This window comes from Haloarcula mannanilytica (assembly GCF_005406125.1).
Taxonomy (GTDB): Archaea; Halobacteriota; Halobacteria; order Halobacteriales; family Haloarculaceae; genus Haloarcula; species Haloarcula mannanilytica.
In genome coordinates, this window is sequence record NZ_BIXZ01000001.1 from 429,376 (window position 1) to 455,973 (window position 26,598).

The 26,598-nt window shown below is 62.0% G+C and carries 19 protein-coding genes; 11 read left to right on the forward strand and 8 right to left on the reverse strand.

The window, feature by feature from the left end; translation table 11 throughout:
• Positions 1–103: 103 nt before the first annotated feature.
• Both ppc and Harman_RS02140 read left to right on the forward strand, forming a co-directional pair.
• Positions 104–2,800, forward strand: coding sequence for a phosphoenolpyruvate carboxylase (gene ppc / locus Harman_RS02135; protein ID WP_137682173.1), 2,697 nt, complete (start codon positions 104–106; stop codon positions 2,798–2,800).
• A 73-nt stretch (positions 2,801–2,873) separates the two neighbouring features.
• Complete coding sequence (locus Harman_RS02140) at positions 2,874–3,326, forward strand: universal stress protein (RefSeq protein WP_137682174.1); 453 nt, start codon at positions 2,874–2,876, stop codon at positions 3,324–3,326.
• A gap of 21 nt (positions 3,327–3,347) precedes the next feature.
• Here the strand turns inward: Harman_RS02140 and Harman_RS02145 are convergent, their stop codons facing one another.
• The 3 genes from Harman_RS02145 to glpA are packed head-to-tail and all read right to left on the reverse strand — an operon-like array spanning position 3,348 to position 7,709.
• Positions 3,348–4,718, reverse strand: coding sequence for an anaerobic glycerol-3-phosphate dehydrogenase subunit C (locus Harman_RS02145; protein WP_137682175.1), 1,371 nt, complete (start codon positions 4,716–4,718; stop codon positions 3,348–3,350).
• Positions 4,715–5,989 (reverse strand): glycerol-3-phosphate dehydrogenase subunit GlpB, encoded by a 1,275-nt coding sequence (glpB, locus tag Harman_RS02150; protein ID WP_137682176.1) that lies wholly within the window; start codon positions 5,987–5,989, stop codon positions 4,715–4,717. The genes Harman_RS02145 and glpB overlap by 4 nt, the downstream gene beginning before the upstream one ends.
• Entirely contained in the window at positions 5,979–7,709 is a 1,731-nt protein-coding gene (gene glpA, locus Harman_RS02155; protein ID WP_137682177.1) for an anaerobic glycerol-3-phosphate dehydrogenase subunit GlpA, read from the reverse strand. The genes glpB and glpA overlap by 11 nt, the downstream gene beginning before the upstream one ends.
• 349 nt (positions 7,710–8,058) lie before the next feature.
• On the opposite strand from glpA, the gene Harman_RS02160 reads away from it, so the two are divergent.
• From Harman_RS02160 to Harman_RS02175, 4 genes are all read left to right on the forward strand, one after another.
• Positions 8,059–10,599, forward strand: coding sequence for a methyl-accepting chemotaxis protein (locus Harman_RS02160; RefSeq protein ID WP_137682178.1), 2,541 nt, complete (start codon positions 8,059–8,061; stop codon positions 10,597–10,599).
• A gap of 129 nt (positions 10,600–10,728) precedes the next feature.
• On the forward strand, positions 10,729–12,261 hold the full coding sequence (glpK, locus tag Harman_RS02165; protein ID WP_137682179.1) for a glycerol kinase GlpK: 1,533 nt from the start codon (positions 10,729–10,731) through the stop codon (positions 12,259–12,261).
• Positions 12,262–12,264: 3 nt separating this feature from the next.
• On the forward strand, positions 12,265–13,389 hold the full coding sequence (locus Harman_RS02170; protein ID WP_235007142.1) for a hypothetical protein: 1,125 nt from the start codon (positions 12,265–12,267) through the stop codon (positions 13,387–13,389).
• A 65-nt stretch (positions 13,390–13,454) separates the two neighbouring features.
• Complete coding sequence (locus tag Harman_RS02175; RefSeq protein WP_137682180.1) at positions 13,455–14,630, forward strand: Cdc6/Cdc18 family protein; 1,176 nt, start codon at positions 13,455–13,457, stop codon at positions 14,628–14,630.
• Positions 14,631–14,659: 29 nt separating this feature from the next.
• Here Harman_RS02175 and Harman_RS02180 read toward each other — a convergent pair whose 3' ends face one another.
• From Harman_RS02180 to kdgK1, 3 genes are all read right to left on the reverse strand, one after another.
• Positions 14,660–15,631, reverse strand: a complete 972-nt coding sequence (locus tag Harman_RS02180; protein WP_137682181.1) for an ROK family protein — start codon at positions 15,629–15,631, stop codon at positions 14,660–14,662.
• A gap of 52 nt (positions 15,632–15,683) precedes the next feature.
• Entirely contained in the window at positions 15,684–17,474 is a 1,791-nt protein-coding gene (pyk, locus tag Harman_RS02185) for a pyruvate kinase (RefSeq protein WP_137682182.1), read from the reverse strand.
• A gap of 100 nt (positions 17,475–17,574) precedes the next feature.
• Complete coding sequence (gene kdgK1, locus Harman_RS02190) at positions 17,575–18,534, reverse strand: bifunctional 2-dehydro-3-deoxygluconokinase/2-dehydro-3-deoxygalactonokinase (RefSeq protein WP_137682183.1); 960 nt, start codon at positions 18,532–18,534, stop codon at positions 17,575–17,577.
• Positions 18,535–18,882: 348 nt separating this feature from the next.
• Here kdgK1 and Harman_RS02195 point away from each other — a divergent pair, with 348 nt between their 5' ends.
• From Harman_RS02195 to Harman_RS02205, 3 genes are read left to right on the forward strand one after another with little or no spacing between them, the layout of a single operon-like run.
• Positions 18,883–20,064 (forward strand): ABC transporter substrate-binding protein, encoded by a 1,182-nt coding sequence (locus Harman_RS02195; RefSeq protein ID WP_235007143.1) that lies wholly within the window; start codon positions 18,883–18,885, stop codon positions 20,062–20,064.
• 2 nt (positions 20,065–20,066) lie between these two features.
• Positions 20,067–21,992, forward strand: coding sequence for a PDC sensor domain-containing protein (locus Harman_RS02200; protein ID WP_137682185.1), 1,926 nt, complete (start codon positions 20,067–20,069; stop codon positions 21,990–21,992).
• Between the two features lie 54 nt (positions 21,993–22,046).
• Complete coding sequence (locus Harman_RS02205; protein ID WP_137682186.1) at positions 22,047–22,475, forward strand: hypothetical protein; 429 nt, start codon at positions 22,047–22,049, stop codon at positions 22,473–22,475.
• 591 nt (positions 22,476–23,066) lie between these two features.
• Here the strand turns inward: Harman_RS02205 and Harman_RS21915 are convergent.
• The gene (locus tag Harman_RS21915) at positions 23,067–23,189 is read right to left on the reverse strand and encodes a hypothetical protein (RefSeq protein WP_268812785.1); all 123 of its coding nucleotides are present in this window, start codon (positions 23,187–23,189) and stop codon (positions 23,067–23,069) included.
• 1,139 nt (positions 23,190–24,328) lie between these two features.
• Here Harman_RS21915 and Harman_RS02210 point away from each other — a divergent pair.
• Both Harman_RS02210 and Harman_RS02215 read left to right on the forward strand, forming a co-directional pair.
• Positions 24,329–24,736, forward strand: a complete 408-nt coding sequence (locus Harman_RS02210) for a DUF5805 domain-containing protein (RefSeq protein ID WP_137682187.1) — start codon at positions 24,329–24,331, stop codon at positions 24,734–24,736.
• The gene (locus Harman_RS02215) at positions 24,733–25,770 is read left to right on the forward strand and encodes a tyrosine-type recombinase/integrase (RefSeq protein ID WP_137682188.1); all 1,038 of its coding nucleotides are present in this window, start codon (positions 24,733–24,735) and stop codon (positions 25,768–25,770) included. Before Harman_RS02210 ends, Harman_RS02215 begins: the two co-directional genes overlap by 4 nt.
• A gap of 71 nt (positions 25,771–25,841) precedes the next feature.
• Here the strand turns inward: Harman_RS02215 and Harman_RS02220 are convergent, their stop codons facing one another.
• Complete coding sequence (locus Harman_RS02220; protein WP_137682189.1) at positions 25,842–26,300, reverse strand: MaoC family dehydratase; 459 nt, start codon at positions 26,298–26,300, stop codon at positions 25,842–25,844.
• Between the last annotated feature and the right edge of the window lie 298 nt (positions 26,301–26,598).

Sequence of the window (26,598 nt, forward strand, 5' to 3'; positions counted from 1 at the left end):
CGATTAATGATAGTTATCTCGGCACAGCCGTGTTCTTCACGAACGTCTATCCCCGATACACCGTTTCAATAGTGTTTTAGGTCTCGGTTTTGGAGGAAGTGGTATGACTTTGCACGCCAGAGAGATTAACCAGGACGTACGGGAGTTGGGTGAGCTCCTGGGCGAGGTCCTGGAGGCACAGACGTCGACCGAGGCGTTCGAAACGGTCGAGACCATTCGAACGTCGTGTATCGACTACCGCCGCGGGGACGCCGAGACGCGGGACGAGGTCCATCGGGCGCTGAACCGACTGAACCCGGAGACCCAGGACATCGTCGCACGCGCGTTCACGACGTATTTCGAACTCATAAACCTCGCCGAGGAACGCGAACGGGTCCGCGAAATTCGGGAGGGAAGCCAGGAGGGTGTCCTAGCCGACAGCGTCGAGGAGGCCGTTCGGGACCTTGCCGACCGCGGGGCGGACGCAGAGGAGGTCCAGCAGGTGCTCGAAGACGTGCTCATCCAGCCGACGTTTACGGCCCACCCAACGGAGGCCCGACGAAAGACGGTGAAGGCGAAGCTCCGGTCGGTGGCCCGCGATATCGAACGGCTCGATGAGCGCCGTCTTACCGACCGCGAACAGAAGCGTATCGAGCGCAACCTCGACGCCGAGGTGACGAGCCTCTGGCAGACTCCACAGGTCCGGGACCGCCGCCCCGAGGTCACCGACGAGGCGCTGAACGTCCAGTGGTACCTGGAGAACGTCCTGTTCGATGTCATCGACGAGGTGTACGACGAACTCGAACACACGCTCGAAGACGAGTACGGCGAGGACATCGATGTCGACACCCTCTACGAGTTCCGCTCGTGGGCCGGCTCCGACCGCGACGGCAACCCGTTCGTCACCACCGACGTAACCGAGGAAACCCTGGAGCGTCAGCGCGATACCGTGCTCCCGCTGTACCGCAACAAGCTCAAGGAGCTCTCCGGGGTCCTGAGCCAGGACGCCTCGAACATCGCGACCGACGCGGTGTTCAACGAACGGCTGGACCGCCACAAGTCACGCCTGCCCGGCATCGCCTCTGAAGCTGAGGAGCGGTACCCGGACGAGCCCTACCGCCAGAAGCTCCGGCTGATGCGCGAGTCAGTCATCCGTGTCAGCGATGTTCGCCAGGGCGGCTACGAGAACGAGGAGGAACTGCTGACCGACCTCGAAGTCATCGCCGACAGCCTCCGAGAGAACGACGCGGAGGTAATCGCCGAGGCCCACGTCGACCCGCTCATCCGAAAGGTCGAGACGTTCGGCTTCAACCTCGCCAGCCTCGACCTGCGCGACCACCGGAAGATGCACACCGACGCCATCGCCGAGGCCGTCGACCGCCAAGGCATCGACTACGCGGCGATGGACGAGGACGAGCGCGTCGAGTTCCTGACCGAGGCCATCCTACAGGACAACACCGTCATCGACATGGCGGACACCGACGGCCTCTCGGACGATGCGACGCGCGTTCTCGACCGGTTCCGTGCGGCCGCCGACTGGCAAAACGAGTTCGGCATCGACGCCATCGACACCTACGCTATCTCCTGGTGCGAGGAACCGAGCCACGCGCTGGAAGTCCTGTTCCTAGCCGACCAGGTCGACATCGTCGATCTGCCCGGCTACTGCGGGTTCGACGTGGTCCCGCTGCTAGAATCGGAGTACGCGCTCTCCGGTGCCCGCCGCATCATGGGCACGCTGTTCGAGAACGAGGCCTACTCCCAGGCCCTTGAGGCCCGGGACAACGTTCAGGAGATCATGCTGGGGTACTCCGACTCGAACAAGGAGAACGGCTTCCTCGCAGCCAACTGGTCGCTGTACAACAACCAGAAGCGACTGGCGGACATCACCAGCGACTACGACGTGGAGATGCGCCTGTTCCACGGCCGCGGCGGTTCCATCTCCCGCGGCGGCGGCCCGATGAACGACGCCATGCTGGCGCTGCCAAACGAGACGGTGACCGGCCAGATCAAGTTCACCGAGCAGGGCGAGGCCATCGCCGAGAAGTACGCCAACCACGACATCGCCGAGCGGAACCTCGAACAGATGCTCAACGCCCAGATCCGGGCGCGGAAAAACGCAATCGAGGAGCCCGTCGAGGAGATTCCCGAGGAGTGGGAGGAGGCCATGGAGACGGCATCCGACGCCGCCCGCACCGAGTATCAGGACCTCCTCGAAACCGACGGCTTCGTCGAATTCTTCGAGCAGGCGACGCCGATCACTGTCATCGAGAACCTCAACATGGGCTCGCGGCCGGCTTCCCGAAGCGAGGACCGCAGCGTCGAGGACCTCCGGGCCATCCCGTGGGTGTTCTCCTGGACGCAGGCCCGCTGTATCATTCCCGGCTGGTACTCCATTTCGACCGGACTGGACGCCTACCTGGAAAACGGCGGCGACATGGAGACCCTTCAGGAGATGTACGAGAACTGGCCGTTCTTCCGGACGAAACTCGACAACGCGTCGCTGGCGCTCGCCCGCACCGACCTCGAAATCGCGGAGGAGTACGCCGACCTCGCCGACCCCGAACTCCGGGAGCGCATCTTCCCGCGCATCGTCGAGGAGTACGAGGAGACCGTCGAGAAAGTCCTCGAAATCACCGGGCAGGACGGCCTGCTCTCCCGCGATTGGCTGGAGGAGAACCTGGAGCGTCGGAACCCGTACGTCGACCCGCTGAACCTGTTGCAGGTCCGCCTGCTCAAGCAGTCCCACCGGACCGAGACCGAGCGCCGGACCCTGCGACTGACCGTCCAAGGGATCGCGGCCGGGATGAAAAACACCGGATAAGGTCGTGTGAACGGGTTACACCGAAAGTAGTACCTACCGAAGGATTTAGGCATCTTCCTGCGGAGTAGCCGATATGGCACTCGAAACTGTTCTTCTTGCAGTTGGGCCGAACGACGCCGACCGAATCGACGAACTCGCGGACGCCGTCCTCGACATTGCGGGGCCGGCCGGTGCGACAGTCGTCGTTGCACACGTATTCACCGACGATCAGTACGACGGCGTCGTCGACCGGCTTGAGTTCGAATCGACGGGCGAAGCCGATCCCGACGAGGTCGCCGACCGCCACACGACCGTCCGAGAACTCATCTCGCGGTTCAAGGACGCCGGGCTGGAAACGGAGGCCCGCGGTGCCGTGGGCAACCACGGCGAGCAGATCGTCGACCTCGCCGAGACGACCGCGGCTGACCTCATCGTCGTCGGCGGCCGCAAACGCTCGCCGACCGGGAAGGCCGTCTTCGGTTCCACCGCACAGGAAGTCATGCTGAACGCGCCGTGTCCGGTCACGTTCGTCCGCGGCGAAGAGTAGGGCAGCGAAAACGGTTTTCAGTTACTCCACCAGCGCGGCTTCGAGCAACTCCAGCGGATGCCGGATCTCGTAGCCGCTGCCGTGTTCCATCTGCATCGCACAGGTCGGACATTCGGTCATGCCGGTCTCGCCCTCGGCGTGGTCCATGTGTTCGAACATCTCCTCGCCGATTGCCATGGACTTCTCGTATTTCTCTTCCTTCCAGCCATAGGTTCCCGAGATGCCAGAACAGGAGTCGCCCACGTCCTCGACTTCGACCCCGTCTAAGTCCCGGAACAGCTCGACGGCCTGGCGGTCAAGCCCCTGATTGCGCGAGTGACACGGGGCGTGGTAGGCGAACTCCTCTGCCAGTTCGCCGTCCACGTCGGCCGCCTGCACCTCGCTCGTGAGGTCCTCGTGGATGCGGAGGTACTCGATTGCCTCGAAGGTGTTTTCGGCCACCTTGTCGATGCCGTCGATGTCGAACAGTTCGGGGTACTCCTGGCGGAGCGCCATCGAACAGGAAGTACAGGAGGCGATAGCGTGATACCCCTCGTCGACGAGTTCGGACATCGAGGAGACGTTGGTCTCGGCGTGGCGGCGGGCGTCATCAAGCATGCCGTTGGCGAACATCGGCGTCCCGGAGCACTTCTGCTCGGGCGCGACGATCTCGTAACCGAAATGTTCGTACACTCGGACCATCGCCTTGGCGACCTCGGGGGTGTTGTAGTTGGAGTAACAGCCGTGGAAGTACGCCACCTTCTTGTCGGCGTCCTCGGGGAGCCCACGGCGCTTGCGGGCGGCTCTGGCGTTTTCGCGTGACTGGACCTGGCCGCCGCGGTCGGCCCACCACTCGCGGAAGGTCTGCTTTGCGAACGCTGGGAAGTCCCGCTCGCTCGTGACGCCGAGCGTCTTCTCCATGACCCAGCGGGCCGGGCCGAAGTTCATGGCGAAGTTCGCAAGCCGCGGGACCTTGCTGGCGAAAAAGGCCGAGGTGCGGTAGTTCGCGAGGATGCGATTGCGGATGTACTCGACGGAGAGCTTGTCCATCTGCTCGCTGACGTACTCCCCGCGGGCGGTGTTGTGCATCTGGCTGAGCGGGACCCCCGACGGGCAGGCGTTATCACAGCGCATGCAGTTCGAGCAGTCCATCACCGAGTCGTCGATGTCGTGGTCGTCGTCGGACTGCTTCAGCCGCCACTGTTCGGGGCCCTGGAACTTCGGGCCAGGGAAGTCGTCGTCGACCTCCGCGACGGGGCAGTTCGTGTCGCAGGTCGAGCATTTGTAACAGGAGTCCGCGCCGGGCCGGAGGTCGAAATCGTCGCTGTCGGGGAAAACGTCGACGGGTTCGAACTCCTCGCCTGTGTTCGGTGCAACCGGGTCAAAGTCTGGTGGGGTTTCAGCGTCACTCATCGTGCCTCCTGTGCGGCGCGCTGGCCCGCCGCGTAGCCTGTGGCAATCGAGATACCGCTGCCGGATTTCTCGGCGGCAAAGTCGTAGCCGCCAAGCACCGAGCCGGCGGCGCGTAGGTTCTCGAACTCTCGGTCGTCGCTCGCATCGAGGGGGCGCAGATCGTCGTCGGTCGCCACGCCGTAGCGGGCGAACTCGTGATCGCCGAACAGTTCGCCCTCGAACCAGTCGTAGCGGTCCGCGGCGTGGGGAACGTGGCAGTCGAAGACGGGTTCGTACACGCCCTCGCGGTCGGATTCGACGCCCTTGCCGACGAAGCCGCCGGTCGCGAGGACGTATTGGTCGGCGCTGTTGGGGATTTTTGCGCCGTTTTTCTCGATGAACACCCGCTCGATGCGGTCCTCGCCCTCGAAGTCGACGACGGGGTTGCCGGTCTCGATACTCGCACCGGCCGCGTCAAGCGCCGAGAACAGGGCGTCCTCAAGCCGGAGACCGGGCAGCGACGGCGGTCCCATCGGCACCTCGAACACGTCGACGCCGAGGTGGTCGCCGAGCGAGTCGCGGATAGCGCCGGGGTGGTCATCTCCTAAAATCGCCGGGAAGCCGACCCGTTGTTCACCCTCAAGTAGGGGGTTTACGCGCTGGGCCAGCGCCTCGCGGGCCGGAACCATTCGCCCGCGGACCGCCACCTCGCTGTTGGTATCGAGCAGTTTGGCATATCGCGTGACCTTCGCGTCCGCTCGCAGGTCACCGGGGAACCGGATTGTCTCACCCCGAACGTCGAACGGGACGCCCGTCGCGTCGAGGTGGGCGGCGACGTGAGGCGCGTCGAAGTCGACCATCTCCTCGATGCCGACGAGCAGCGTGTCCCGGGTATCGCTGGCGAGGCCGGCGCTGGCCCCGGCCGGGTAGCGGGCGGTCGGCTTGATGCTTCCGCCGTGGGTCGGCAGGAGCGCGTTGGTGTCGGTGTGGTCGCCCTCGTAGGTCGGGACCGCGTCATCGAACAGCGCCATCGCTTCGCGGACCGTCCCGACACCCACTTTTCGGTAGGGGTGTTTATCGGGCAGCGACGGAATCGCCTCGTACGGGTCGGTCAACGGGCCGTCGCCGTCAGGTGTGTAGCCAAGCACGTCAACAAGGCCCGACGCCTGCCGGAGCGTGCTCTGCTTGTAGGAGACCAGTCGCACGTCGGCCCCGTCGCGGGCAGCCGAAAGCGCGCTGGTCAAGCCCGCGAGGCCGCCGCCGACGACGAGTACCTCCGACTCAATAGCCATCTGTCCCTCCGTCGGCGGCCACGTCCGCGCTGTCGACGCTGCCGCCCGTCTGTCCGCGGCCCGAGTCAAAGGCCGAGAAATCGACGGGGTCGCCGTCCGCCGGGTCCTGGTCGCGGTTCTGTGTCGTTGCGTGCAGCGCGTAGTTCAGCGCGGCCTGGGAGAGTTGTTCGCCCCAGAGAGCATGGCGCTGGCCCTTCCAGCGCTCTTGGAGCAGTTCGTCCCAGGCCTCGCGGACGACAGCCTCGTCGTACTCCGAGTGGAGTTCACTCGCCATCCGATGGGAGCAGAAACCACCCTGGCAGTTGCCCATCGACGCGCGGGTGCGGATGCGGACGGCGTTGAGGTCCGACCCGGACCCCTCGATGGCGTCGTGAATCTCGGCACGGGTGACGCCTTCGCACTCACAGACCGTCGGGTTCGGGCCGTCGGTTGTGAGCACCTCGTCAGCGCGGGAGCCGAGTCGCTCGACGCTCCGGCGGCCGATTGGCGAGCGGAGGCCGAACTCGTCCATGTAGTCCCGAAGGACCGAGAAGTCCTCGCTGCCGGGCAGGGGCACGTCGGCGGTTCGGCAGTCGGCGTCGATACCGAACTTCCCGCAGACGTGGTCGGCGATCTGCTCGCCCATCATCCGGTAGGTGGTGAACTTCCCGCCGACGATGCTGGTCATGCCGGGCAGGTCGTCGCGCTCGTCGTGGTCAAGCAGGAAGAAATCTCGCGTGATGTCCGTCGGGTCGTCGCTGCCCACGTCCGGCGGTTCATACAGCGGGCGCACGCCCCAGAACGAGCGGATGGTTCGGGCGTCTTCGAGCATCGGAATCAGCTCCGAGAGGGTGTCGATCATCATGTCGACCTCCCACTGCTCCTCGGGATAGTCCTCGGGGTCCTCGACCTCCTCGTCGGTCGTGCCCAAAATTGCGGTCGTCTCGTGGGGCACGACGATGTCGGCGTCGCCCTTCGGCCGACAGCGGTTGATGACAGTGTCGACCTGGCGGATGTTCATGATGGTCATGACACCCTTGGAGGGCCGGACCTCGATGTCCAGTCCCGCCATGTCACCGATGCGACCGGCCCACGCGCCCGTCGCGTTCACGACGTAATCGGCGCGAATCTGCTCGGTTCCGCCTTCGGTCCCGTGGACACGCTTCCCGGGACCGGAGTCGTGTTCAACCTCGATACCGACGACCTCGCCGCTCTCCACAAGCAGGTCAGTGACTTTACTATGGGTCTCGATGCGTGCGCCGTGTTCCTGTGCGCTCGCGGCGTTGGCGACCACCAGCCGGAACGGGTCGATGGCCCCGTCGGGGACGGAGATGGCCTTGTCGATGTCTTTCGCCAGGTGTGGCTCCATGGCGCGGGCCTCCTCGCCCGAAACGACCTCGGCGGGGATGCCACACTCCTCACAGCCGCTGAGCTTCTTCTGGAAGTACTCCTCTGAGTCCTCCGGTCGCTTGACGAACAGGCCGCCGGTCATCTCCACGCAGTGACTGGCGATGTCCCGCAACACGCGGTTCTCCTCGATGCACTCGGTCGCACTGGCCTGGTCCGAAACGGCGTACCGCCCGCCACTGTGGAGCAGCCCGTGCATCCGACCGGTGGTCCCGTGGGTCAGGTTCCCCTGTTCTACGAGGGTCACGTCGAGCCCGCGCATCGCGAGGTCCCGCGCGATGCCCGCCCCGGTCGAACCGCCGCCGATGACGGCGATGTGTGGTGTCGGTCCCATCTATCTTTCCGTGGGTTTGGAGCGCATACACTTCACTTTACCGTTGGCGGCTTCTAGGTAGTAAATTTTCTATGTAATCATGTAGAATACCAGAATCCACTATTGGAATTTGTGCCCACACAACACATTATGTTTCGCTGAACAGTCTGCTGGACCACTGAACCCAGAAAGACAGATTCGGCAGATACAGGCCATATTCCCTGATTACTACGGCCCATGTAGTCATCTCCTGACGAATCTGACCACCGAGAATTTGTTACTACTAACCTCAAGTCGACAGTAACTATTATGTATTTTGATAGTTGATTATGGCCGAAGCACGTTGGCGGTTCGGCCAACGGGAGCGACAATGAGTAAATGGAACCCATTTGATTCGGAAGACGACCGGTCTGACGTGGGACAGACCGACGGCGGTCGAAACGAGTCGGAGCAGACACCGCCGACGGGAGACGCCCAGTCGGAAGAACCGGAAATCCAGGCGAATCGGACAGCGCGAGACGCCGAACAGGCGGAGCTAGAAGCCCGCTGCCAGCAACTGGCGGCAGAACTCGAACAGGAGCGGGCGGACCGCCGCGCGCTCGAAACCGCCGTCGACGAACTCACCGAAGTCGTCAGCGCGAACGCCAGCGGCGATCTCACAGCGAAACCGGAGCAACCGCCGACTGAGGCCGCCGAACCGCTGTACGACGCATACGACGGATTGCTCCGAGAGTGGACCGACACCGTCGACCGGATGGCGTCGTTCAGCGAGCAAGTGACCGCCGCGACCGAACAGGTCGACACACGCCTCGATTCAGTCAAATCCGCCAGCCGGGCAGTCAGTGGCGCTGTGGGTGAGATTTCGACGGGCTCGGACGAGCAGCGCGACCAGATACAGTCCATTTCCGACGAGATGCGGGACCTTTCGGCAACCATTGAAGAGATAGCGAGTGCCGCCGACGAGGTCGCGGATACCTCACGGGAAGCCAACGCCCGGGGCGCGTCCGCACAGGAGTCAGCGGCGGCGGCGATGACGACTCTCGAAGGGCTGACCGACAGCGCCGAGGCGACCGTCGACAAGGTCGAGCAATTGAACGACGTGCTTGCCGACATCGAGGAGATTGCGGGGTTCATCACCGATGTCGCGGACCAGACGAACATGCTGGCGCTGAACGCCAACATCGAAGCCGCTCGGGCGGGCGAGTCCGGCGACGGGTTCGCTGTCGTCGCTGAGGAGGTCAAAGCCCTCGCAAACGAGACGAAGGAGGCCACTGACGAAATCGAGGCCTCCATCCAGGACGTTCACGACCAGGCCGACGCGACGGTCGAGGAGATGTACGACACCAGAGAGAGCGTCGCGGAAACCCGCTCGTCGGTCGCCAGTGCGCTCGATGAGCTGGATGCCGTCGTCTCGATGGTCGAGGACGTGGACGCAAGCGTTCAGGAAATCGACGAGGCGACGGATACGCAGGCCGAATCCACACAAGAGGTCGTGTCGATGGTTGACGACGTTAAGGAGATAAGCGCTCGGACAGCCGAGGAAGCGGCCGTCGCCGCTGATGCCGCAGCGGACCAGACGACGGAACTCGCGGAGGTGTCGACGCGGGTCTCGACGCTGACCGAGCGGGCCGAATCGCTCGATGCGTCCCTGGACGCCTTCGAACTCGTGACCGGCGCGTCGGCGGCTGGCAAGAACGAAACCGTCGTCGAATTCTGGCACGCGATGGGCGGCGAGAAGGCACTGCTGCTGGAAGAACTCGTCCGTGAGTTCGAGGCACAGACTGACGGTATCAGCCTCGCCTTGCGGTCAAAAGGGAGCTACCGCGGGACCCTCGACGCGACGCTAAAGGCGGCCGAAAACGGCGACCCACCCGCCATCGCGCAGATATTCGAGATCGGGACCACGCGTGCGCGTGACAGTGGTCAGTTTAGACCCGTCGAGGAGCTTCTCCCGGGAGCGCACATCGACTCGCTGCTCGACCCGGTGACCAACTACTACCGCTTCGACGGGACGCTTCACTCGCTCCCGTTCAACGCGTCGAACCCGGTATTGGCCTACAACCGCGATGCGTTCCGGCAGGCGGGGCTTGACCCCGACTCGCCCCCGGAAACGCTTGCTTCGGTCCGGAGCGTAGCCGAACGGCTCGTAGACAGTGGTGTCGTAGATGTCGGAATCACGTTCGCGAACTACTCGTGGTTCGTCGAGCAGTGGTTCGCCGAGGCCGACCAACCCCTCGTGGACCAGCACAACGGACGGGCTGGGTCGCCCACGGAGAGCTACCTTGACGGTCCGCTTGCCCGAGACGTGTTCGAGTGGTGGCAGGGCCTCGAAGCGGATGGGCTGTACCATGACCCGGGCATCGAGGCCAGAGGCGCGGCTCGGACCCATTTCTTCGAGGGAGACTCCGCGATGTTGATCGACTCTACCTCCTCTCTGAACAGCATCGAAAGCGGTGCCGATTTCGACGTAGGAACCGGTCGATTTCCGGTTCTCGACGACCGGACCGGCGTCCTCGTCGGCGGCGCGTCTCTCTGGGTGGGTGATGCGGTTTCCGAGGTCGTCCACGACGCCGTCGCCGAGTTCCTCACCTGGCTGACCGAACCGGGCCAACAGCGCCGATGGCACCGGGAAACCGGGTATTTCCCGGTCCACGAGGAGGCGATTCCGCAACTCCGGTCGGCGAACTGGTTCGAACAGAATCCGCAGTACCGGACGGCATTCGACCAACTTATGCAGACGCGCGACACCACGGCGACACGTGGCGCACAGATTGGGCCGTTTGATACGGTTCGGACGGTTATCGAGGACGCCATCGACAGTATGGACGGCGTGGATTCGGTCCCGTCTGCGCTTGACCGACTCGATACGCAGGTCGGAAAACAGCTCGAACGGTACGAATCCGGGCAGTAACGGCGGTCTACCCCTTTCTTTACTATCTAAACATCACCATTAGTAATCTTTATAATGGTTCAATATGTTGTTTACTGTCAAGGTGGTAGCTTTCATAAATAAGCTACCTCCACCACGGAGAACACAACAATGGCAGACACATACGTTGGCGCAATCGATCAGGGAACGACCGGGACTCGCTTCATGGTATTCGACCACAGCGGTCAGGTCGTTGCGAACGCCTACGAGAAACACGAACAGATCTATCCGGAGCCCGGCTGGGTCGAACACGACCCCGTCGAAATCTGGGAGAACACGCAGGAAGTCGTCACGCAGGGGTTGGCTGACGCGGGTGTCGGTGCCGAACAGCTGGAGGCGCTTGGCATCACGAACCAGCGCGAGACGACGATCGTCTGGGACAAGGAGACCGGCAAGCCGGTCCACAACGCGCTGGTCTGGCAGGATCGACGGACCACCGACCGCGTCGAGGAGATCCAGGAGGAGGACAAAGTCGAGTGGATCCGCGGCAAAACCGGGCTGGAATGTGACGCCTACTTCTCAGCGACCAAGACCGAGTGGATCCTCGACAACGCCGAACCGCTGAAGATGCAGAGCTCCCGCGGGGCCGACCTCCGCGACCGTGCCGAGGACGGCGAGCTCCTGATGGGCACCATCGACGCGTGGCTCATCTACAAGCTCACCGGCAACCACATCACGGACGTGTCGAACGCATCGCGGACGATGCTGTACAACATCCACGATATGGAGTGGGATGACGAACTCCTCGACGAGTTCGGCGTGCCGAAGTCCATGGTTCCCGAAGTTCGACCGTCCTCCGACGAGAGCCTGTACGGCCACACCGACGGCGACGGCTTCCTCGGCGAGGAAGTGCCAGTTGCGGGCGCGCTGGGTGACCAGCAGGCCGCGCTGTTCGGCCAGACCTGCTTCGATAAGGGCGACGCGAAAAACACCTACGGCACCGGCGCGTTCTACCTGATGAACACCGGGTCCGAAGCAGTCGCCTCCGACAACGGCCTGCTTACGACCGTCGGCTTCCAGATGTCCGGCGAGCCCGTCCAGTACGCGCTGGAAGGCTCTATCTTCATCGCCGGCGCGGCCATCGAATGGCTCGAAGATGTCGACCTCATCAACAACGCCGCTCAGACGGCAGAACTGGCTCGCTCCGTGGAGTCCACGGACGGCGTCTACATGGTGCCGGCCTTCACGGGTCTCGGTGCCCCGCACTGGGACGGCCGCGCACGCGGGACGATTGTGGGAATGACTCGCGGGACCCGGAAAGAGCACATTGTGCGTGCCACCCTGGAATCCATTGCGTACCAGACCCGTGACCTCGCGGAAGCGATGGAAGAGGACTCCGGTGTCGAGATGACGACGCTGCGAGTCGACGGCGGTGCGGTCAAGAACAACTTCCTCTGTCAACTCCAATCTGACATCATCCAGACGGACATCGCCCGCCCACAGGTCGACGAGACCACCGCGCTCGGGAGCGCCTACGCCGCTGGCCTCGCCGTCGGGTACTGGGATACCGTCGACGAACTCCGGGACAACTGGCAGGTCGACGAGGAATTCTCGCCGGAGATGGACGCCGGGAAGGCCGACAAGATGTACTCCCGCTGGGACGACGCCGTCGACCGGTCCCGCGACTGGGCACAGGAGGAGTAACCCATGATAGACAGTCTGCTCCTACAGATTCCGGTCTTTGGGATGAACGTCCCGGACCTCCTGCTGTTGATAATCGCCGCCTTCGCTGGCGGTGCGTTCGGCGCGGCACTCGGTGCGCTCCCGGCGTTCTGTTTCACCGGCTTCATGGTTATCGCCGGCCAAGCCGTGGCGATTCTCCGCGGGAGCCTCGCCGGCCAGCTCGGTGAACTCAGCTCCGGCGCGCTCGCGACCGGCGTGACCGGCGCAATCGCGTTCGGTCCAGTCTTCGGCCCGCACGTCTCCTTCGCCGGCGGTGCCGCGGCGGCCGCCTACGCCGCCAAGAGCGACGGGATGTACGAGCCCGACGACGGCGACTACCACCCAGCAAAGGACATCGCCTACGCGCTGGGTACGCGCCCGGACATCCTCGCAGTCGGTGGGCTGTTCGGTATCTTCGGGATGGTCGTCCGCCAGGTTTCCGGCGGGCTCGCGCTCCCGTGGGACCCGATTGCGATGGGCGTCGTCCTGTCGGCTGTCGCCCACCGTATCGCGTTCGGCTACCCCCTTATCGGCGCTGGCAGCCGGAACATCCTCGACATGTCGCCGTTCGAGAGCGGGGAAAAACGCGTCGCCACGGACGGCGGCAGTGAGACGGCGACCGACGGCGGCACTGTCGAGTCGTACCGCCTGGCCGTCGAGCCGTGGCTCCCTCACCAGTACAAGTGGACGAACGTCGCGATGATCGGCCTCGTCGCCGGCCTGCTCGGCGGCTGGATCGCCATCCAGACCGGCAGCGCCTTCCTCGGCTTCGGCATCTCCGCCGCGAGCCTGACGTTCCTGAACCTCGGCGTCGAGAAGATTCCGGTGACCCACCACATGACCCTGCCCGCGAGCACGGCCGCGCTGGCAGTGTTCGGTGGCACGCCCGAAACCGGATCGATGGCAGCCGTCATCGCCCTCATCGTCGCCGGCGTGTTCGGTGCCTACGGTGCCCTCGCCGGTGAGGTCATCCAGCGCGTCTTCTACGCGCACTCGGACACGCACTTCGACCCGCCCGCGGCGGCTATCGTCGTCGGAACGTTTACTATCGCAATTCTGGCAATCGCGGGCGTCTTCGGCAGCGCCTCTTGGGTCCCGCTCCCGGTGTGAGATCCACTCCAAAACGATACCTCTATATTTCCGATTCCAAACGCTAACACATATCTCTCTAAACGATGGACATTGAAGCGAGAATCAAGCGTCGACAACGCCGGAACGGTGAGCCACGGCTCATTCAGGACTACGAGGCCATCTCACCGGTCGTTCACATCGAGGAACCGGCCGATCGCGGCCCGGTCCTCGAACGGCTGCTCGACCATCTCGACCCGGTGTTCGACGGGCAGTTACCGCCGAACGCGTACGTCTACGGCCCGCACGGCTCCGGGAAATCCGCCGTTATCACGGCGCTTTTCGCCAATTTAGAACAGCTCCCGACAGCACAACAGGCGATTATCCACACGACGACCCGCGCACAGCCACCGACCTCTCCGTCGTTCGTCTACGTGAACGCCCGGGAGACCGCAAGCGAGTTCGCGTTTTACCACGCGGTGCTGGATTCGCTGGTGGAGGAGTCAGTCCCGGAACACGGGATCGGGACGGAGACGCTCAGGTCTCGCCTCCATGAACTGGTTCGAGAGCAACGAACCGGGGTCGTCATCGCGGTAGATCACGTCGGCGAGCCGGAGAGCATCGACGCCTCCTCGCTTGTCGACCTGTTTGCCGGCCTGCCGAGCAACGTCAGCTGGCTGGCTATCGGTCGTGACGACCCGTCGACGACAGAGCTGACGCGGTACACCGCCGAATCAATCGGCATCGACCGCTACCAGCGCCAGATGCTCGTCGACGTGTTGATGACCAGAACCTCGAACGGGCTGGCTCAGCAGGGACTCGATCACGGCCTGGCACGGCAAATCGCGGACTGGGCGGACGGCAACGCCCACGACGCCCTCGCGGCCCTGTTCATCGCGGCGGAGCTGGCAGAGGAAAACGGACAGGACCGCATCACGCAGGCGAACGTGGACACGGCCATCGAGGAAGTACCAGTTCCCTGCGTGTCGCTTGGCATCGTCCTCTCCCTGCCGACGAACCGACAGGCCGTCCTCAGAGAGCTCATCGACCTGGAGGACAGCGAGCGCTCGTCGGTGACAGCGACGACGGAGGCAATCGCGTCCGCCCAATCACTCGACCTATCAGCCGGGACGGTCAAGCGGTTCCTCTATGAGATGGCCGAGTCCGGCGTCGTCGACCGCGTCGAGGCGACGACGACAAACGGCCAGGGCCGCCCCCCGAGCCGGGTCGAACCGCGGTTCCCGCCGACGGCGTTCCGTCGGCTGTACGACCTGCGACAGTAATCCCCGTTTTGCCGCTGGTCGACGCTTTTTCAGACGCGCTGTGACGGGTCGCCGGTTCCGCCGGTCAGCGCCGACGCCAGTGCGCCACGGACCACCACGTCGTCGCCGAACTGCGTCAGCTGGATGTCCGGGATGTTCGACATCACCATATCGTCGAGTCGGTTCCGGATCGGCTCCAGGACCTGTTCGGGGTTGTTGAGCGCGACGGCCCCACCGACGTAGACCACGAGCGGCGCGTAGGAGTGAACGATGTTCGCGACGCCGATCGCGTTCCAGTGACAGATCTGATCGAGGACGTGGGACGCGAACTCGTCTTCGCCGGCGTACTCGAAGATATCCGCCGCCGAAAACTCCTCTGTTTCGATGGGAAGTGCCGTCTCGACGGGGTCTTCGCGGTGCAGTTGCGTGGCGTACCGCGGGATGTTCTCGCCCGAACAGTACGCTTCCCAGTGCCCGTCGTGGCCACAGCCACAGGTCATGAATCCCTGGGGGTCGATGGTCAGGTGGCCGACCTCCCCGGCGTTGCCGTCCCAGCCAGAGAGGATGTTCCCGTCGACGGCGACACCAGCGCCGACCCCGGACGAGATGGTGAGATACACCATGTCATCGGGATTTCGGTCCGAGTAGAACCGCTCGCCGATGACGCCGGCGTTGGCGTCGTTGTGCAGCGAGACCCGCTCGCTGCCGATGAGGTTCTCGACCGGGCCGGTCAGCGGAATCCGGTCGATAGTGTCGGGGAGGTTCGCGGGGTTCTCGACAACGCCTTCGGCCAAATCCATCGGCCCGAAGGACCCGATACCGGCGGCAAGCACATCTGTCGGGGCGATGTCGGCAGCGTCACAGGCCTGTCGAATCGCATCAAGGACCGCTTCCGTGACCGCGATGCCCGACGGTCCCCGCGGTGTCTCAGTTTTGTGTGACGCGACTATCGAACCCGTCTCGTCACCGATAACAGCCCGAATATGTGTCGCTCCGAGGTCGACCCCTGCGTAAGCGCCCATGCTGGTCGAAGGGTTGCTCCACCGATACTTAACTACACAGATTCTACCGCGATCAGTAGTCCCGCTCCGCGCCGGAGATGTCCTCCCGTCCGACGGCCTCCTCGTAGACGACGCCGCGCTCCGAGTCCAGCGTGATGGTCGACCCGTCCGAGACACTGTCGGGCAGGTCCGCGTTCGAGATCATCGGAATCGAGAGTTCGCGGGCGACGATGGCCGCGTAGCTCGTTACGCCCTCATGGGCATCGATGATGCCGCCGATGCGGCTGGTGTCACCGAGGAACTCACCGTCGAACCCCTCCGGTACCGCCAGAATAGCTCCCTCGGGGACGTTCGAGAGGTCGCCCGGCGACTCCGCGGACGGAGCCGTTGAAATTCGGTGTACCGGTCCGGTCACCAGGCCGTCGACGATGGAGCGGCCGCTGGTGACTGTTTCTGCCGCGACGTGGACTTTCAGCATGTTCGCCGTGTTCATCCCCTCCAGTTCGGTCATCATCCCGGAAAGGACGACGACCGTGTCACCGCTGTCCGCGGCCTCGGTGTCGAGCGCCGACTGGACCGCCGTCTGGATAATCGCGTCGGCCCCGTCGGTGGTGTACTCGGTCGTTACGGGCGTGATGCCCCACGAGAGCGCGAGTTTCCGTCGGACGCGCTCGTTTGGCGTCGACGCGACGATGGGAATCGGCGGGCGGTACTTCGCTGCCTTCAGCGCGGTGTAGCCGGACTCGGAAGCAGCGACGACAGCCGACGCGCCGATATCGCGGGCGAGGAACCGCCCCGAGCGAGCGAGTGCGTCCGTCCGCGTGTCACCGGCGTTTGGCACGCGCTGCTCGCGGGACTCGGCGTACTCCTCGCTACTCTCGACATCGCGGATGATCCGGTCCATCGTCTCGACGACGCGGGTCGGGTGGTCACCGATAGCCGTTTCGCCCGAAAGCATGACTGCATCCGTTCCGTCGAGGACGGCGTTTGCCACGTCAGAGGCCTCCGCGCGGGTCGGCCGCCGCGAGTGGACCATCGAGTCGAGCATCTCGGTCGCCGTGATAACCGGAACGCCGGCCTCGTGACAGCGGCGAATGATGCGCTTCTGGATGATCGGCACGTCTTCGAGCGGGCACTCGACACCGAGGTCCCCCCGGGCGACCATCACGCCGTAGGCCTCATCGATGATCGAGTCGAGGTTTTCGACCGCCCCTGCTCGTTCGATCTTGGCGATGATCGGGATGTCGACGCCGCGCGCTTCGAGCGCCTGGTTGATCTCGTAGATGTCCTCGCCGTCGCGGACAAAGGACGCGGCCACGAAATCCGGTTCCTTCTCGGCCGCTACGTCGAGTTCCTGCCTGTCGTTTTCCGTGATCGTCGGCAGATCGAGTTCGACGCCGGGGACATTGACACCCTTGCGGGCGGCCAGTTTCCCGCCGTTCTCGACGGTCGCAAACACCGTCTCGTCCTCGACGCGTTCGACGGTCGTCTCGATGCGTCCATCGTCGAGCAACACCCGGTCACCCGGCTCGACTGCCGTGATCGACTGCGAGAGACCGACCTCCTCGGGCGTCGCGTCGTCGCCGACGACGTACCGGATGGTGGATCCCTCAGTGAGCTGGATCGGCTCGTCGATTGCCGCGGTCCGTACCTCCGGCCCCGGCATGTCGAGCATGGCCGCGACAGGCTCTTCGACCGCCTCGTCGACCTCGTGGATGCGGTCGATCATCTCCCGGCGGTGTTCCGGCGAACCGTGGCTCGCGTTCAGTCTGGCAACGGACATGCCAGCTGTCGCAAGCGACGCGATGTCGTCGACCGAGTCCGACGCGGGACCGAGGGTACAGACGATCTTTGCGCTACGCATTGTGGCCTCCGACTCCCAGGAGCCACAGTTTACAGCGTTCATAGTTAATCATACCCTGACGTTCCCCGCGAGGGGATAAGAAGCTTGTTGGACGCCGTAGCTACCGCGAAATCGCTTCCGTGTCGCCGCTGAGAATCGAACGGATTTCGTCGGGCGAAACGACGGCTATATCGCCCGGGATGGACCGCTTGAGCGCCGCCGTCGCGGCACCCCACGCGAGCCCGTCGGAGACGCTGCCGCCCGAGAGGTACTGCGAGAGGAAGCCGCCGACGAACGAATCGCCGGTTCCGACCGGATGGTCGTCCGTCGCCTCGAAGGTGGGTTGCTCGACCACGGCACCGTCAGCGAGTGCGAGCGCGCCCTCACTGCCCCGGGTTATCACCGTCACCTCGAACCCGTACTCGTCAGCGAGGTCCCGAGCGACCGCTTCCGTGTCACCGTCCCGGTCCAGCACGACGTTGGCATCGCGCTCGGCGACCACGAGCACGTCGACGGCCGGGAACAGTTCGGTCAGGACCGAGCGGGCTTCCGCCGGCGTCCAGAGCTTCGAGCGGTAGTTCAGGTCGAGACTCGTCGTCGTCCCCGCGTCCTGTGCGAGCGAGAGGAGATCGGTGGTCGTCGATTCCAGCGTCTCCGAGAGCGCCGGCGTGATTCCCGAGGTGTGGAATCCGGTTGCGTTTTCAATCGTCTCTGTTGGCAATTCTTCGGGCGTCGCAGTTGTGACACTGGCGTTTCGCCGGTCGTAGATAACCTCGTTGCCTCGCGGTGGACTGCCCTGTTCGAGGTAGTACGTCCCCTGCCGGGCGGTGTCGGCGTCGTCCCAGGCGATATCGACCGACACGCCGTGGTGTTTGAGTTCTCCGGTGACCCGGCGGCCGACCGGCGAATCCGGGAGCTTCGAGGTCCACATCGCATCGAGTCCGAGCCGCTGAGCGGCGACTGCGACGTTTGACTCCGCACCGGCCGCCCGGACGGTGTACTGGTCTGCAGTCTCCAGTCGCTCGTCATCGGGCGGCGATAGCCGCAACATCGTCTCGCCGAACGTAACTAGCTCCGTCATATCCGACGTTCCTCACTGGGTGGCTATAAATCCCGGAGAACCAGTCGCCTGTAAGAGACATTAATCCTCGCCTACCAGCTCGTAGAAAGTGGTTTCGTCGCGTGAACCTGGACAATCGGCGTTAGAGGGTCTCCAAAAGCTTATGTGCAATACTAATTTACACTCGCGGGTATGGATTCAGGGAGAAATGGTGGTGGAAGGTCCGTCTTTAGGCGGAACCTACTACGTTCAATCGGCGCGTCCGGGCTCGCCGGGCTTGCGGGTTGTGGTGGCAGTGAGGGTGTAACAGATGGAGGCGGGACACCGACTCCCACTCCGGTCGGCAACTATCCGGTTTCCGGGGACTCGGTGACGTTCGGTTTCAACGTCGCGTCCTCCGGCACGTATTCGGCGGCCGGGCAGCAGGAACTGCGAGGGTTCGAACTCGCAGTCAAACACATCAACAACGGCGGTGGATGGGTAACGAACGACAGTTACGAGTCGCCCCTGAGCGGTGACGGACTCCTCGGAAAAGACGTTGAGTACGCTGTCGAGGACACCGGCGGCAGTTCTGACACGGCCCGGACCAACGCACAGCGTCTTGTTGACAGCGAGGAGGCTATCATGCTCGCCGGCGGTACGTCCAGCGGTGCGGGAGTGGCCAATCAGGAGGTCGCCGCCCAGAATCAGGTCGTGTACATGGCGACGATGGCCCACGCGAACTCGCTGACGGGTGCCGAGTGTAACCGGTATGCCTTCCGCGAGATGTTCAACAGCCATATGACGGCCGAGGCGCTGGCTCCGGTTCTCCGTGAGGAGTACGGCGAGAACGTCAACTACGCCAAGTTCTTCGAAAAGAACGACTGGGGCAAGACGATGCGGGACGATATGGATGCGGCCCTCGGAGAGATTGGCTGGTCACCCGTCTGGGAACACAGTTCCCAGGTCGGGACGAGCGATTTCTCGCAGTACGCTTCTGAGATCAAATCAGTCGATTTCGATGTAATCGTCCTCAGTCTTCGTGGCCTTGACGCAGCGAACGCTCTCAGGGCATTCCGTGAAGCGTTCCCGGATTCGGATATCGTCCTCCCGTTGGCCTCGTTGGAAGTCGCCCAGACCGCGGGCGATGCGATAGACGGCGTACTGGGCACTGTCGCCTGGAGCCCGGCTATCACCTCACCGCTATCCGATACCTTCCGGGAGGCGTTCCGGGGAGAGTACAGCGGGACGGCGGCGTCTATCCCGTCGGGATCGGCGCACATCGCGTACACGCAAACGCTTCAGTACGCCAGTGCGGTCGAGCGAGCGGGGACGTTCAATCCGATTGAGGTTATCGCGGAACTCGAAGACCACGGGTACGACGCCGGCCTTGGATCGCAGACGCTCCGGGCCTGTGACCATCAGGCGATGCGTCGGGTCCCGGTTGTCAGAGGGAAGCCGGAGGCAGAGCAGTCCTACGGGTCGTACTACGGCCTGATCGGAGAGCCAGCAAATGTGCAGTACGGGTGCGATAGCGGTCCAGCGGCCGAGTGCTCGCTTGGAGGGAGCTAACTATGAGTTCAGACGACACAGAGATAACAGACAGTTCAGCGACCGACTCAAACGCGTCCGGTGGAATTCTGGCCACGGTGGTCCCGGATTTCATCCGGCGAAACTTCGCACTGAAGTTCGGTATCGTCCTCTTTATCATGGCACTGTCGGTGGGGCTTGTCGGTCTCGCCGCGACAGAGCAAGTCAGGGACTACACGGAACAGCAAGTCCTGAGCGACTACGAAAACGCCGCGGCACAGGAAGCCGATATCCTATCACAGTGGGTCGATCGAAACCGGTTATCGACCCAGTTCGTCTCTTCGGACGATATCTGGGCCAGTAGCAATACCGACGATATCGAGATCGAACTCAACAATCGGAAGGCCGCCTTATCTGCGGACGCTGCCGACATCCACCTGGTCGAACGCGGTGCCACCCAGACGGAAGTCGTCGCCAGCACGTCTAACTCGCAGGTGTTGACCAACTCACCGCTGGAATCGACAAACAGGGCCTGGTTTACCGATGTCAGCTTCGAAGCAGCGAGTGATGTCGTCATCTCCGACGTGTATCAGACGAACTCCGGCCCAGTCGTGGGCTTCGTCAGCCCCGTCGACGCCACACAGAACCGATACATCCTCATCGAGTACTCCCTCGATGAGATCGCGAACTCGCTTCAAGGAAACAACAGGGCCGAAGGCGGGTTCACGCAGGTCGTCAACAGTTCAGCAGTCGTCATGGTCGACGAACCCAGAGACGGGAGCCGCGGCCTCGGCGAGAACATGCTGCAGTCATACAGTTCGAACACCCGCGCCACCGCACCGATCGACGCGGCAGACGACCTTCGCTCGTCGGACCAGCCATCCGGTGTCAGCCCGAACATGCCCGCAGGCGACGTGCTCAACGAACGCTACACCGTGGGCTATGCGCCGATTCAAGGGACTGACTGGGTCGTTCTCGTACACGCACCCAACTCTGCCGTGTTCGGGTTCGTCCAGAACGTCCAGCAGTACGGGCTCATCGGCACGGCATTGATGGTTTTGCTCATCGCGGGTGTCGGAGCCATACTCGGGTACAACACGGCAACATCGATTGACCGGCTGACCAGAAAAACGGACCAGATGCGACAGGGGAACCTCGATGTGGATATCGCTACCGGTCGCATCGACAACATCGGCCGCCTGTACAGCGGGTTCGCTGACATGCGCGACGCGCTCAAAGAGCAGATCAACGAGGCCGAACGCGCCCAGAAGGAGGCAGAGGTCTCCCGGGCCGAGGCCCTCGAAGTCAACAAGTACCTCCAGAAGAAGGCCGAAGAGTTCTCTAACGTGATGGAGGAGACGGCTGCCGGAAATCTCACCGAGCGGATGGCGACTGACGGCGAGAACGAGTCGATGGACCGCATCGCCAACGAATTCAACGGCATGGTCGACGAACTCGAAAAGACCGTCGGTCAGCTCAACAGTTTCGCCGACGAGGTCGCGGAATCCGGTGATGTCGTTCTGTCGAGTGCGGAATCTGTCCGTGACGCGTCCGAACAGGTCGCCGAATCCACACAGAAGATCTCCGACGACGCCTACGACCAGAAGGACCGCCTCGCGTCCATCTCAGAGGAACTTGACACCCTCGTCGACACGCTTGAAGAGCTGGAAGCGAACAATCCGGACATCGACCTGGGCGACTCGCTCGAACGGTTCCGGACGGTGGCGACCACACTGCAGTCGGCCGCTGAAACGAGCGACCAGATGATGGCCGAAACCCAGACCGTTGCTGGGGCGGCCGAAGAGCAGGCCGCGGAACTCAACGAAGTGTCCTCGCGTGCCGAACAGCTCAAACGCTACGCGAAGCCACTCGGTGACATCCTGAATCGCTTCGAGACCGAAGCCGAACACGAGTTCGTCTTCTCCGGCGGCCCATCCCAGAGTCTCGGCGAAGAGGAAGAAGAAGAGTAGGCTGTTTCTACTGTCACCGAAACCGGTTTTCGCGCTGGGATCGTACCGTATTTAATGAGCGACGACGCAGGCGATATCTCACAGGCGGACCTCGCCGAGTACTGTCGAACCCAGGCCGCGATTCTTGCGGGCCATCTGGAACAGCGCAGCTCGGAGCTTTCCGATCTGCTCGAAGCAATAGAACAGGACACTGCCCACGCTCGTGCGGCGTTGACCAGCGGCGACAGCGAATCTCTTGCTGAGAATCCGGAAGCAGCTGTTGCCGACATCGAGGCCAAACAAGAGCGGGCACAGGACAAGCAAGCGGAGATCGACGAGTACCGAACGCTCACCGAGGGGTACACGGACCTCGCCGAACAACTCGCCGACGGCACCGGTGACCTCGAAACAGTGCTGGAGTTCGAGATGGACACTGACGCCCCGTCCTATTTCGACGCCGAGACGACGATCCTGGGGGTAGCGACCGGCAAGGATACCGACTGACGACTGTCTCACCTACAGAAGGCATCTACCCCGCTAAAATATTAGCTTTCAGTAATGAATCGCCCGCTGTCCCGTCGACAGCTCCTCAAAGCCACCTAAGAAACGGTCACAGTGCCCGTGAGCGGGTGTTCCTTTCGCTCCGATAGTGTCCCACAGATATCACCACGACCCCAACCGAGACCTGTTACAGGAACCTGTGGTCTCGTTCGAAGCTGTCACGTCTACGACACCGCGAGAAATCGAAACGACCGTTCCCCGAAAGGGAGTACACCGCTACGCTGCCAGTGGTTTGTGAACGAACGTGGTTTCAGAACTCGTAGCCTCCGGATCGTATCCCTCCAGCAGCGTTGGACGATGGGACACCACCACGCTGTGCCTGACTGTAACTGTAATTCTGAATGTCTCCCGGTGAACTTTGAGGGAGTACACATAGTAATTCGATATAGCGTTATACGATTTATTAGTTTTACATGGGCCATCAGGAATTGATGCTATAGTGACATTCTGATAGAGTATTGGTTGCACACAGTCGGTTAGAACCACCAATCCGTCGCGTACGTCACCTTCGCTTCTATGCTCGCCGCTCCGAGATTACGAATTAAACGTGTATTCGACGAGATATTTGACTAGATAGAACCCCCCGACAAGTCCAACGACCATGACCACCAGTACAATCGCAATCATGAATAGGAGGACGAGTGCGTCGTTAGCCATCAGATCTCCCTTCCTGTCTGGCCGTGTGACGTTGCGGGTGCATATTGGCCCTTTCAGGCTGGAAACGCTAATGCAGTAGGGTTTCGACTCGGTGGCATACACTACGACTCGTGGGTAGACTTCCGTATCTGGGCTACTCGTTTCTCAAACAGTCATGCGAAATACAAGACTGGAGCTTGAATCCTGGTACAGCGTTGCTGATGCTGTCTCCTCGACACCGATACCAACACCGCTAGTCTAGACAGCTGAACTGGCCACCGATCCCTGTCGATCAGGGAGGACTGTTTTCACATATTTGAACGAATTCTACGGCTGTGAGACCAGTACGACATTCACTGAGAATTTGGTGGACCCAACTCTGTAGGGTAACTCAATGGGGTCTCAGAGAGACAGCGACTGGGTTGCTCCAATCGCAAACTGTGGAATACACGATCGATTCACCGTATTACCACAGTTTGGTATCGTAGCTACGTAGACGGCACAGTCACGGAATATGGGACGGTCCCGATAGCCCTCCCAGCAATACTCGTCGTGTTGGGCTTCGGCAACGGATAGTATCGAGGAACCCTGTTTCGCCGGAATGGACGAAATTGTTTGGAATTTTGGAATAGTCACTACGTATCTCGTTCGATTTGTGTCAACAATCACCAAGTACGGTTTGTCAGGATCGGATGAATCTCTGGGAGATCGGCAGTTGGAGACGTATCTCAGGCGGCAACCAGTCAGTGTGCAGTATCCAACGCAGACACTGTGCGGCGATAGTTGAGAAGCCAGAACACGGGCGACGAAAGGATTTGGGAGAGCGCAGTCGGTTAGGGAGAGAACCCGGCTGGGTGGGGTTTTGAAGCGGTCCGAAACCTAGCCTCCCAGATGATCAAACCCGACCACATGCTGAAGTGCTCTCATGGACAGCGATCAACTCACTGGATGACATGCAGTTCTGGAAACGACTCCACAATCAATATGTCAGTGCTCGCTTCGCTTGTATTTGTGCTAGTGACCCTATTCAACCAGTTCTAATAATCCAATTGTCATTATAGTGGCTTGAGCGGTGAATATAGGGTGCTATATGCCCAAATAAAGGCTTTTATCTCGAATATTGGGACTACATTGAAGTTCCCGGCGTTCGAGGGTGGAGTATGGCCAGTGACAGCGAGCGGGCGACGGTTCGGACGTACATTCCGGCCTATCAGAAAGAACAGTGGCAGGCCCACGCCGAGGAACTGGATATGAGCCAAAGTGAGTTCGTTCGAACGATGGTGCAGGCAGGCCGGAGCGGATTCGAGCCGCCAGAGGCCGGATCGAGCGGAGCGACTGATGACGGAGCCGTGGAACCCCATTCTCCGGACGCTACCCCTGGGGGTGAGGCGCTGAAAGACCGGGTCCAGGACATCCTCGCTGATGGAGACTACTACGAATGGGACGACTTGCTCGCCGAGCTCACTGACGATATCGAGGACCGGCTGGAGGATGCATTGCAGGAACTGCAGTCCGAAAACGAAGTGCAGTACAGCGGACGACACGGGGGGTACGTTCGAGACGAATGAGCGCTGATACGACTGCGTCGGATGCTGAATCGGATCCGGTCGGCTATTTCCTTGACGACATCACGTATCACGGCAAGAGCGACCGAACCCGTGCGTCCTACGAACGTGTCCTTCGGGACTTCGAGTCCTTCCTGGGTGACGGCCAACAGCCCAGCCCTGTTCGAGAAGCCTCGCATCGAGACTGTATGTCATATGTTCACAGCCTACGTGGCACTGTCGAGGAAAGTACCGTGGCGACGTATGCATCCTATCTACACCGGTTTTTCGCGTACATGACACAGGTCGGGGTCTTCGAGTCGAACCCGATGACACTCGTGATGGAAGAGATGGACGAGTCGATCAACACCGACCCGACCCGCCGTGAGATAGGTCTCCAATCGATGCGCGGGTTCGTCGATAGTATCACACACCCGCTAGAGCGGGCTATTGTGGTGACGCTGCTGAAGACTGGGATGCGAGCCGGGGAGTTGTGTAACCTCGATATTCAGGACCTCAATCTCGACACTCCCGGCCCACGGCCGGACATCCCTGTCCGAGCAGGGTTACAGGGGCGTCCGGACTCGCTGTTCGTTGCCGCAGACCCGACCCGTGGCGAGGCGACAAACGGGGAAGAGCGGACAGCCTCCAACAAACGAAAGCGCGAGACGACGATTCCCGTCGATCCCGAGCTAGCCGCTGAACTCCGGCGCTGGCTCGCGATACGACCGGACACACAGTCACCGGCAGAGCCGTTGTTCGTCTCGACAAGCGGCAGTTGGGGGAAGCGTCTCACACCAAACATGGTCCATCACATTGTCGAATCCCACGCCAGAGAGTTCGGCTGGTATATGGACGGCGGCGGTGCCGAGGAAAACGTCACCCCGCATTATTTCCGGCATTTTTTCACCACACACCTTCGGGACCGAACCGGAGACCGCGGCGTCGTCAAGTATCTCAGAGGCGATGTCGCACAGGACGTTATCGATACGTACACTCACGAATGGGGAACCCGCGTCAGAGACGTGTACGTAGCCGAAATCTACTCGCTATTGTAGGTCACAGCCGAGACGTTGTCTATATTAGACGATTCCGGGCGGTGGCTTGCAGACTAATAAATCATATAGTGCTATACAGAACTATCGGAATCGTTAGTGTCTCGCTTGACGATAACGATGGCGTCATACGATATGACGCGAGTTTCGTCCTCAGTCACTCCCTCGAAATGTCTGGTGACATACCCTCGGTCGTCACGGTTCTCCGAGATTCGTTTGTCGAGTACCTCTGTCCGGACGTGAAGGGTATCGCCTGGCCGTAGCGGCTCGTGCCAACGGAGGTTGTCGACACCGAGTCCGCCGAGCGTTGCAACGTCGGTGATGTTCTCTACTGTCAGTCGCATGCAGATGGCGGCTGTCTGCCACCCGGAAGCTACGAGTTCGCCGAACATCGAATCTTTTGCGGCTTCCTCGTCGAGATGGAACGGTTGCGGGTCGTACTTCCGTGCGAACTCGGTGATCTCGTCTTTCGTGATCTGGAACTCACCGAACTCTCGCTGTTCGCCAACGGAGATGGTCTCGTAGAATTTCATACCCCCACCATGCTGGGGCAGATACATAATCACACTGGAAACCTACAGATACTGACCGCCCGTTCTCAGTTTCGCCTTTAGCGCGGACTGAACGCTGTAGTACCAATTGAAAGGATGTACACACTGATCGTGCGGCTGTCGTGCGATCAGATGTGCATTGATTTTCAAGGGCGACGATAGTTGAGGATCCGTCGTTAGTTGGAATCTCCCCGCTCAATACGCTTTCACGACTGTGTATCTCTCCGTCCGGTACAAAATAACCGCTCTGGGAGTCCAAACATGCGCAACGGTACGGAGT

What these genes read in the sequence shown, in the direction of transcription:
- ppc (WP_137682173.1), top strand. Translation starts at nt 104, where the DNA reads ATGACTTTGCACGCCAGAGAGATTAACCAGGACGTACGGGAGTTGGGT.
- Harman_RS02215 (WP_137682188.1), top strand. Translation starts at nt 24,733, where the DNA reads ATGAGCGCTGATACGACTGCGTCGGATGCTGAATCGGATCCGGTCGGC.
- Harman_RS02205 (WP_137682186.1), top strand. Translation starts at nt 22,047, where the DNA reads ATGAGCGACGACGCAGGCGATATCTCACAGGCGGACCTCGCCGAGTAC.
- kdgK1 (WP_137682183.1), bottom strand. Translation starts at nt 18,534, where the DNA reads ATGACGGAGCTAGTTACGTTCGGCGAGACGATGTTGCGGCTATCGCCG.
- Harman_RS02210 (WP_137682187.1), top strand. Translation starts at nt 24,329, where the DNA reads ATGGCCAGTGACAGCGAGCGGGCGACGGTTCGGACGTACATTCCGGCC.
- Harman_RS02220 (WP_137682189.1), bottom strand. Translation starts at nt 26,300, where the DNA reads ATGAAATTCTACGAGACCATCTCCGTTGGCGAACAGCGAGAGTTCGGT.
- glpA (WP_137682177.1), bottom strand. Translation starts at nt 7,709, where the DNA reads ATGGGACCGACACCACACATCGCCGTCATCGGCGGCGGTTCGACCGGG.
- Harman_RS02140 (WP_137682174.1), top strand. Translation starts at nt 2,874, where the DNA reads ATGGCACTCGAAACTGTTCTTCTTGCAGTTGGGCCGAACGACGCCGAC.
- Harman_RS21915 (WP_268812785.1), bottom strand. Translation starts at nt 23,189, where the DNA reads ATGGCTAACGACGCACTCGTCCTCCTATTCATGATTGCGATTGTACTG.
- Harman_RS02145 (WP_137682175.1), bottom strand. Translation starts at nt 4,718, where the DNA reads ATGAGTGACGCTGAAACCCCACCAGACTTTGACCCGGTTGCACCGAAC.
- Harman_RS02175 (WP_137682180.1), top strand. Translation starts at nt 13,455, where the DNA reads ATGGACATTGAAGCGAGAATCAAGCGTCGACAACGCCGGAACGGTGAG.
- pyk (WP_137682182.1), bottom strand. Translation starts at nt 17,474, where the DNA reads ATGCGTAGCGCAAAGATCGTCTGTACCCTCGGTCCCGCGTCGGACTCG.
- Harman_RS02170 (WP_235007142.1), top strand. Translation starts at nt 12,265, where the DNA reads ATGATAGACAGTCTGCTCCTACAGATTCCGGTCTTTGGGATGAACGTC.
- Harman_RS02160 (WP_137682178.1), top strand. Translation starts at nt 8,059, where the DNA reads ATGAGTAAATGGAACCCATTTGATTCGGAAGACGACCGGTCTGACGTG.
- glpK (WP_137682179.1), top strand. Translation starts at nt 10,729, where the DNA reads ATGGCAGACACATACGTTGGCGCAATCGATCAGGGAACGACCGGGACT.
- Harman_RS02200 (WP_137682185.1), top strand. Translation starts at nt 20,067, where the DNA reads ATGAGTTCAGACGACACAGAGATAACAGACAGTTCAGCGACCGACTCA.
- Harman_RS02180 (WP_137682181.1), bottom strand. Translation starts at nt 15,631, where the DNA reads ATGGGCGCTTACGCAGGGGTCGACCTCGGAGCGACACATATTCGGGCT.
- glpB (WP_137682176.1), bottom strand. Translation starts at nt 5,989, where the DNA reads ATGGCTATTGAGTCGGAGGTACTCGTCGTCGGCGGCGGCCTCGCGGGC.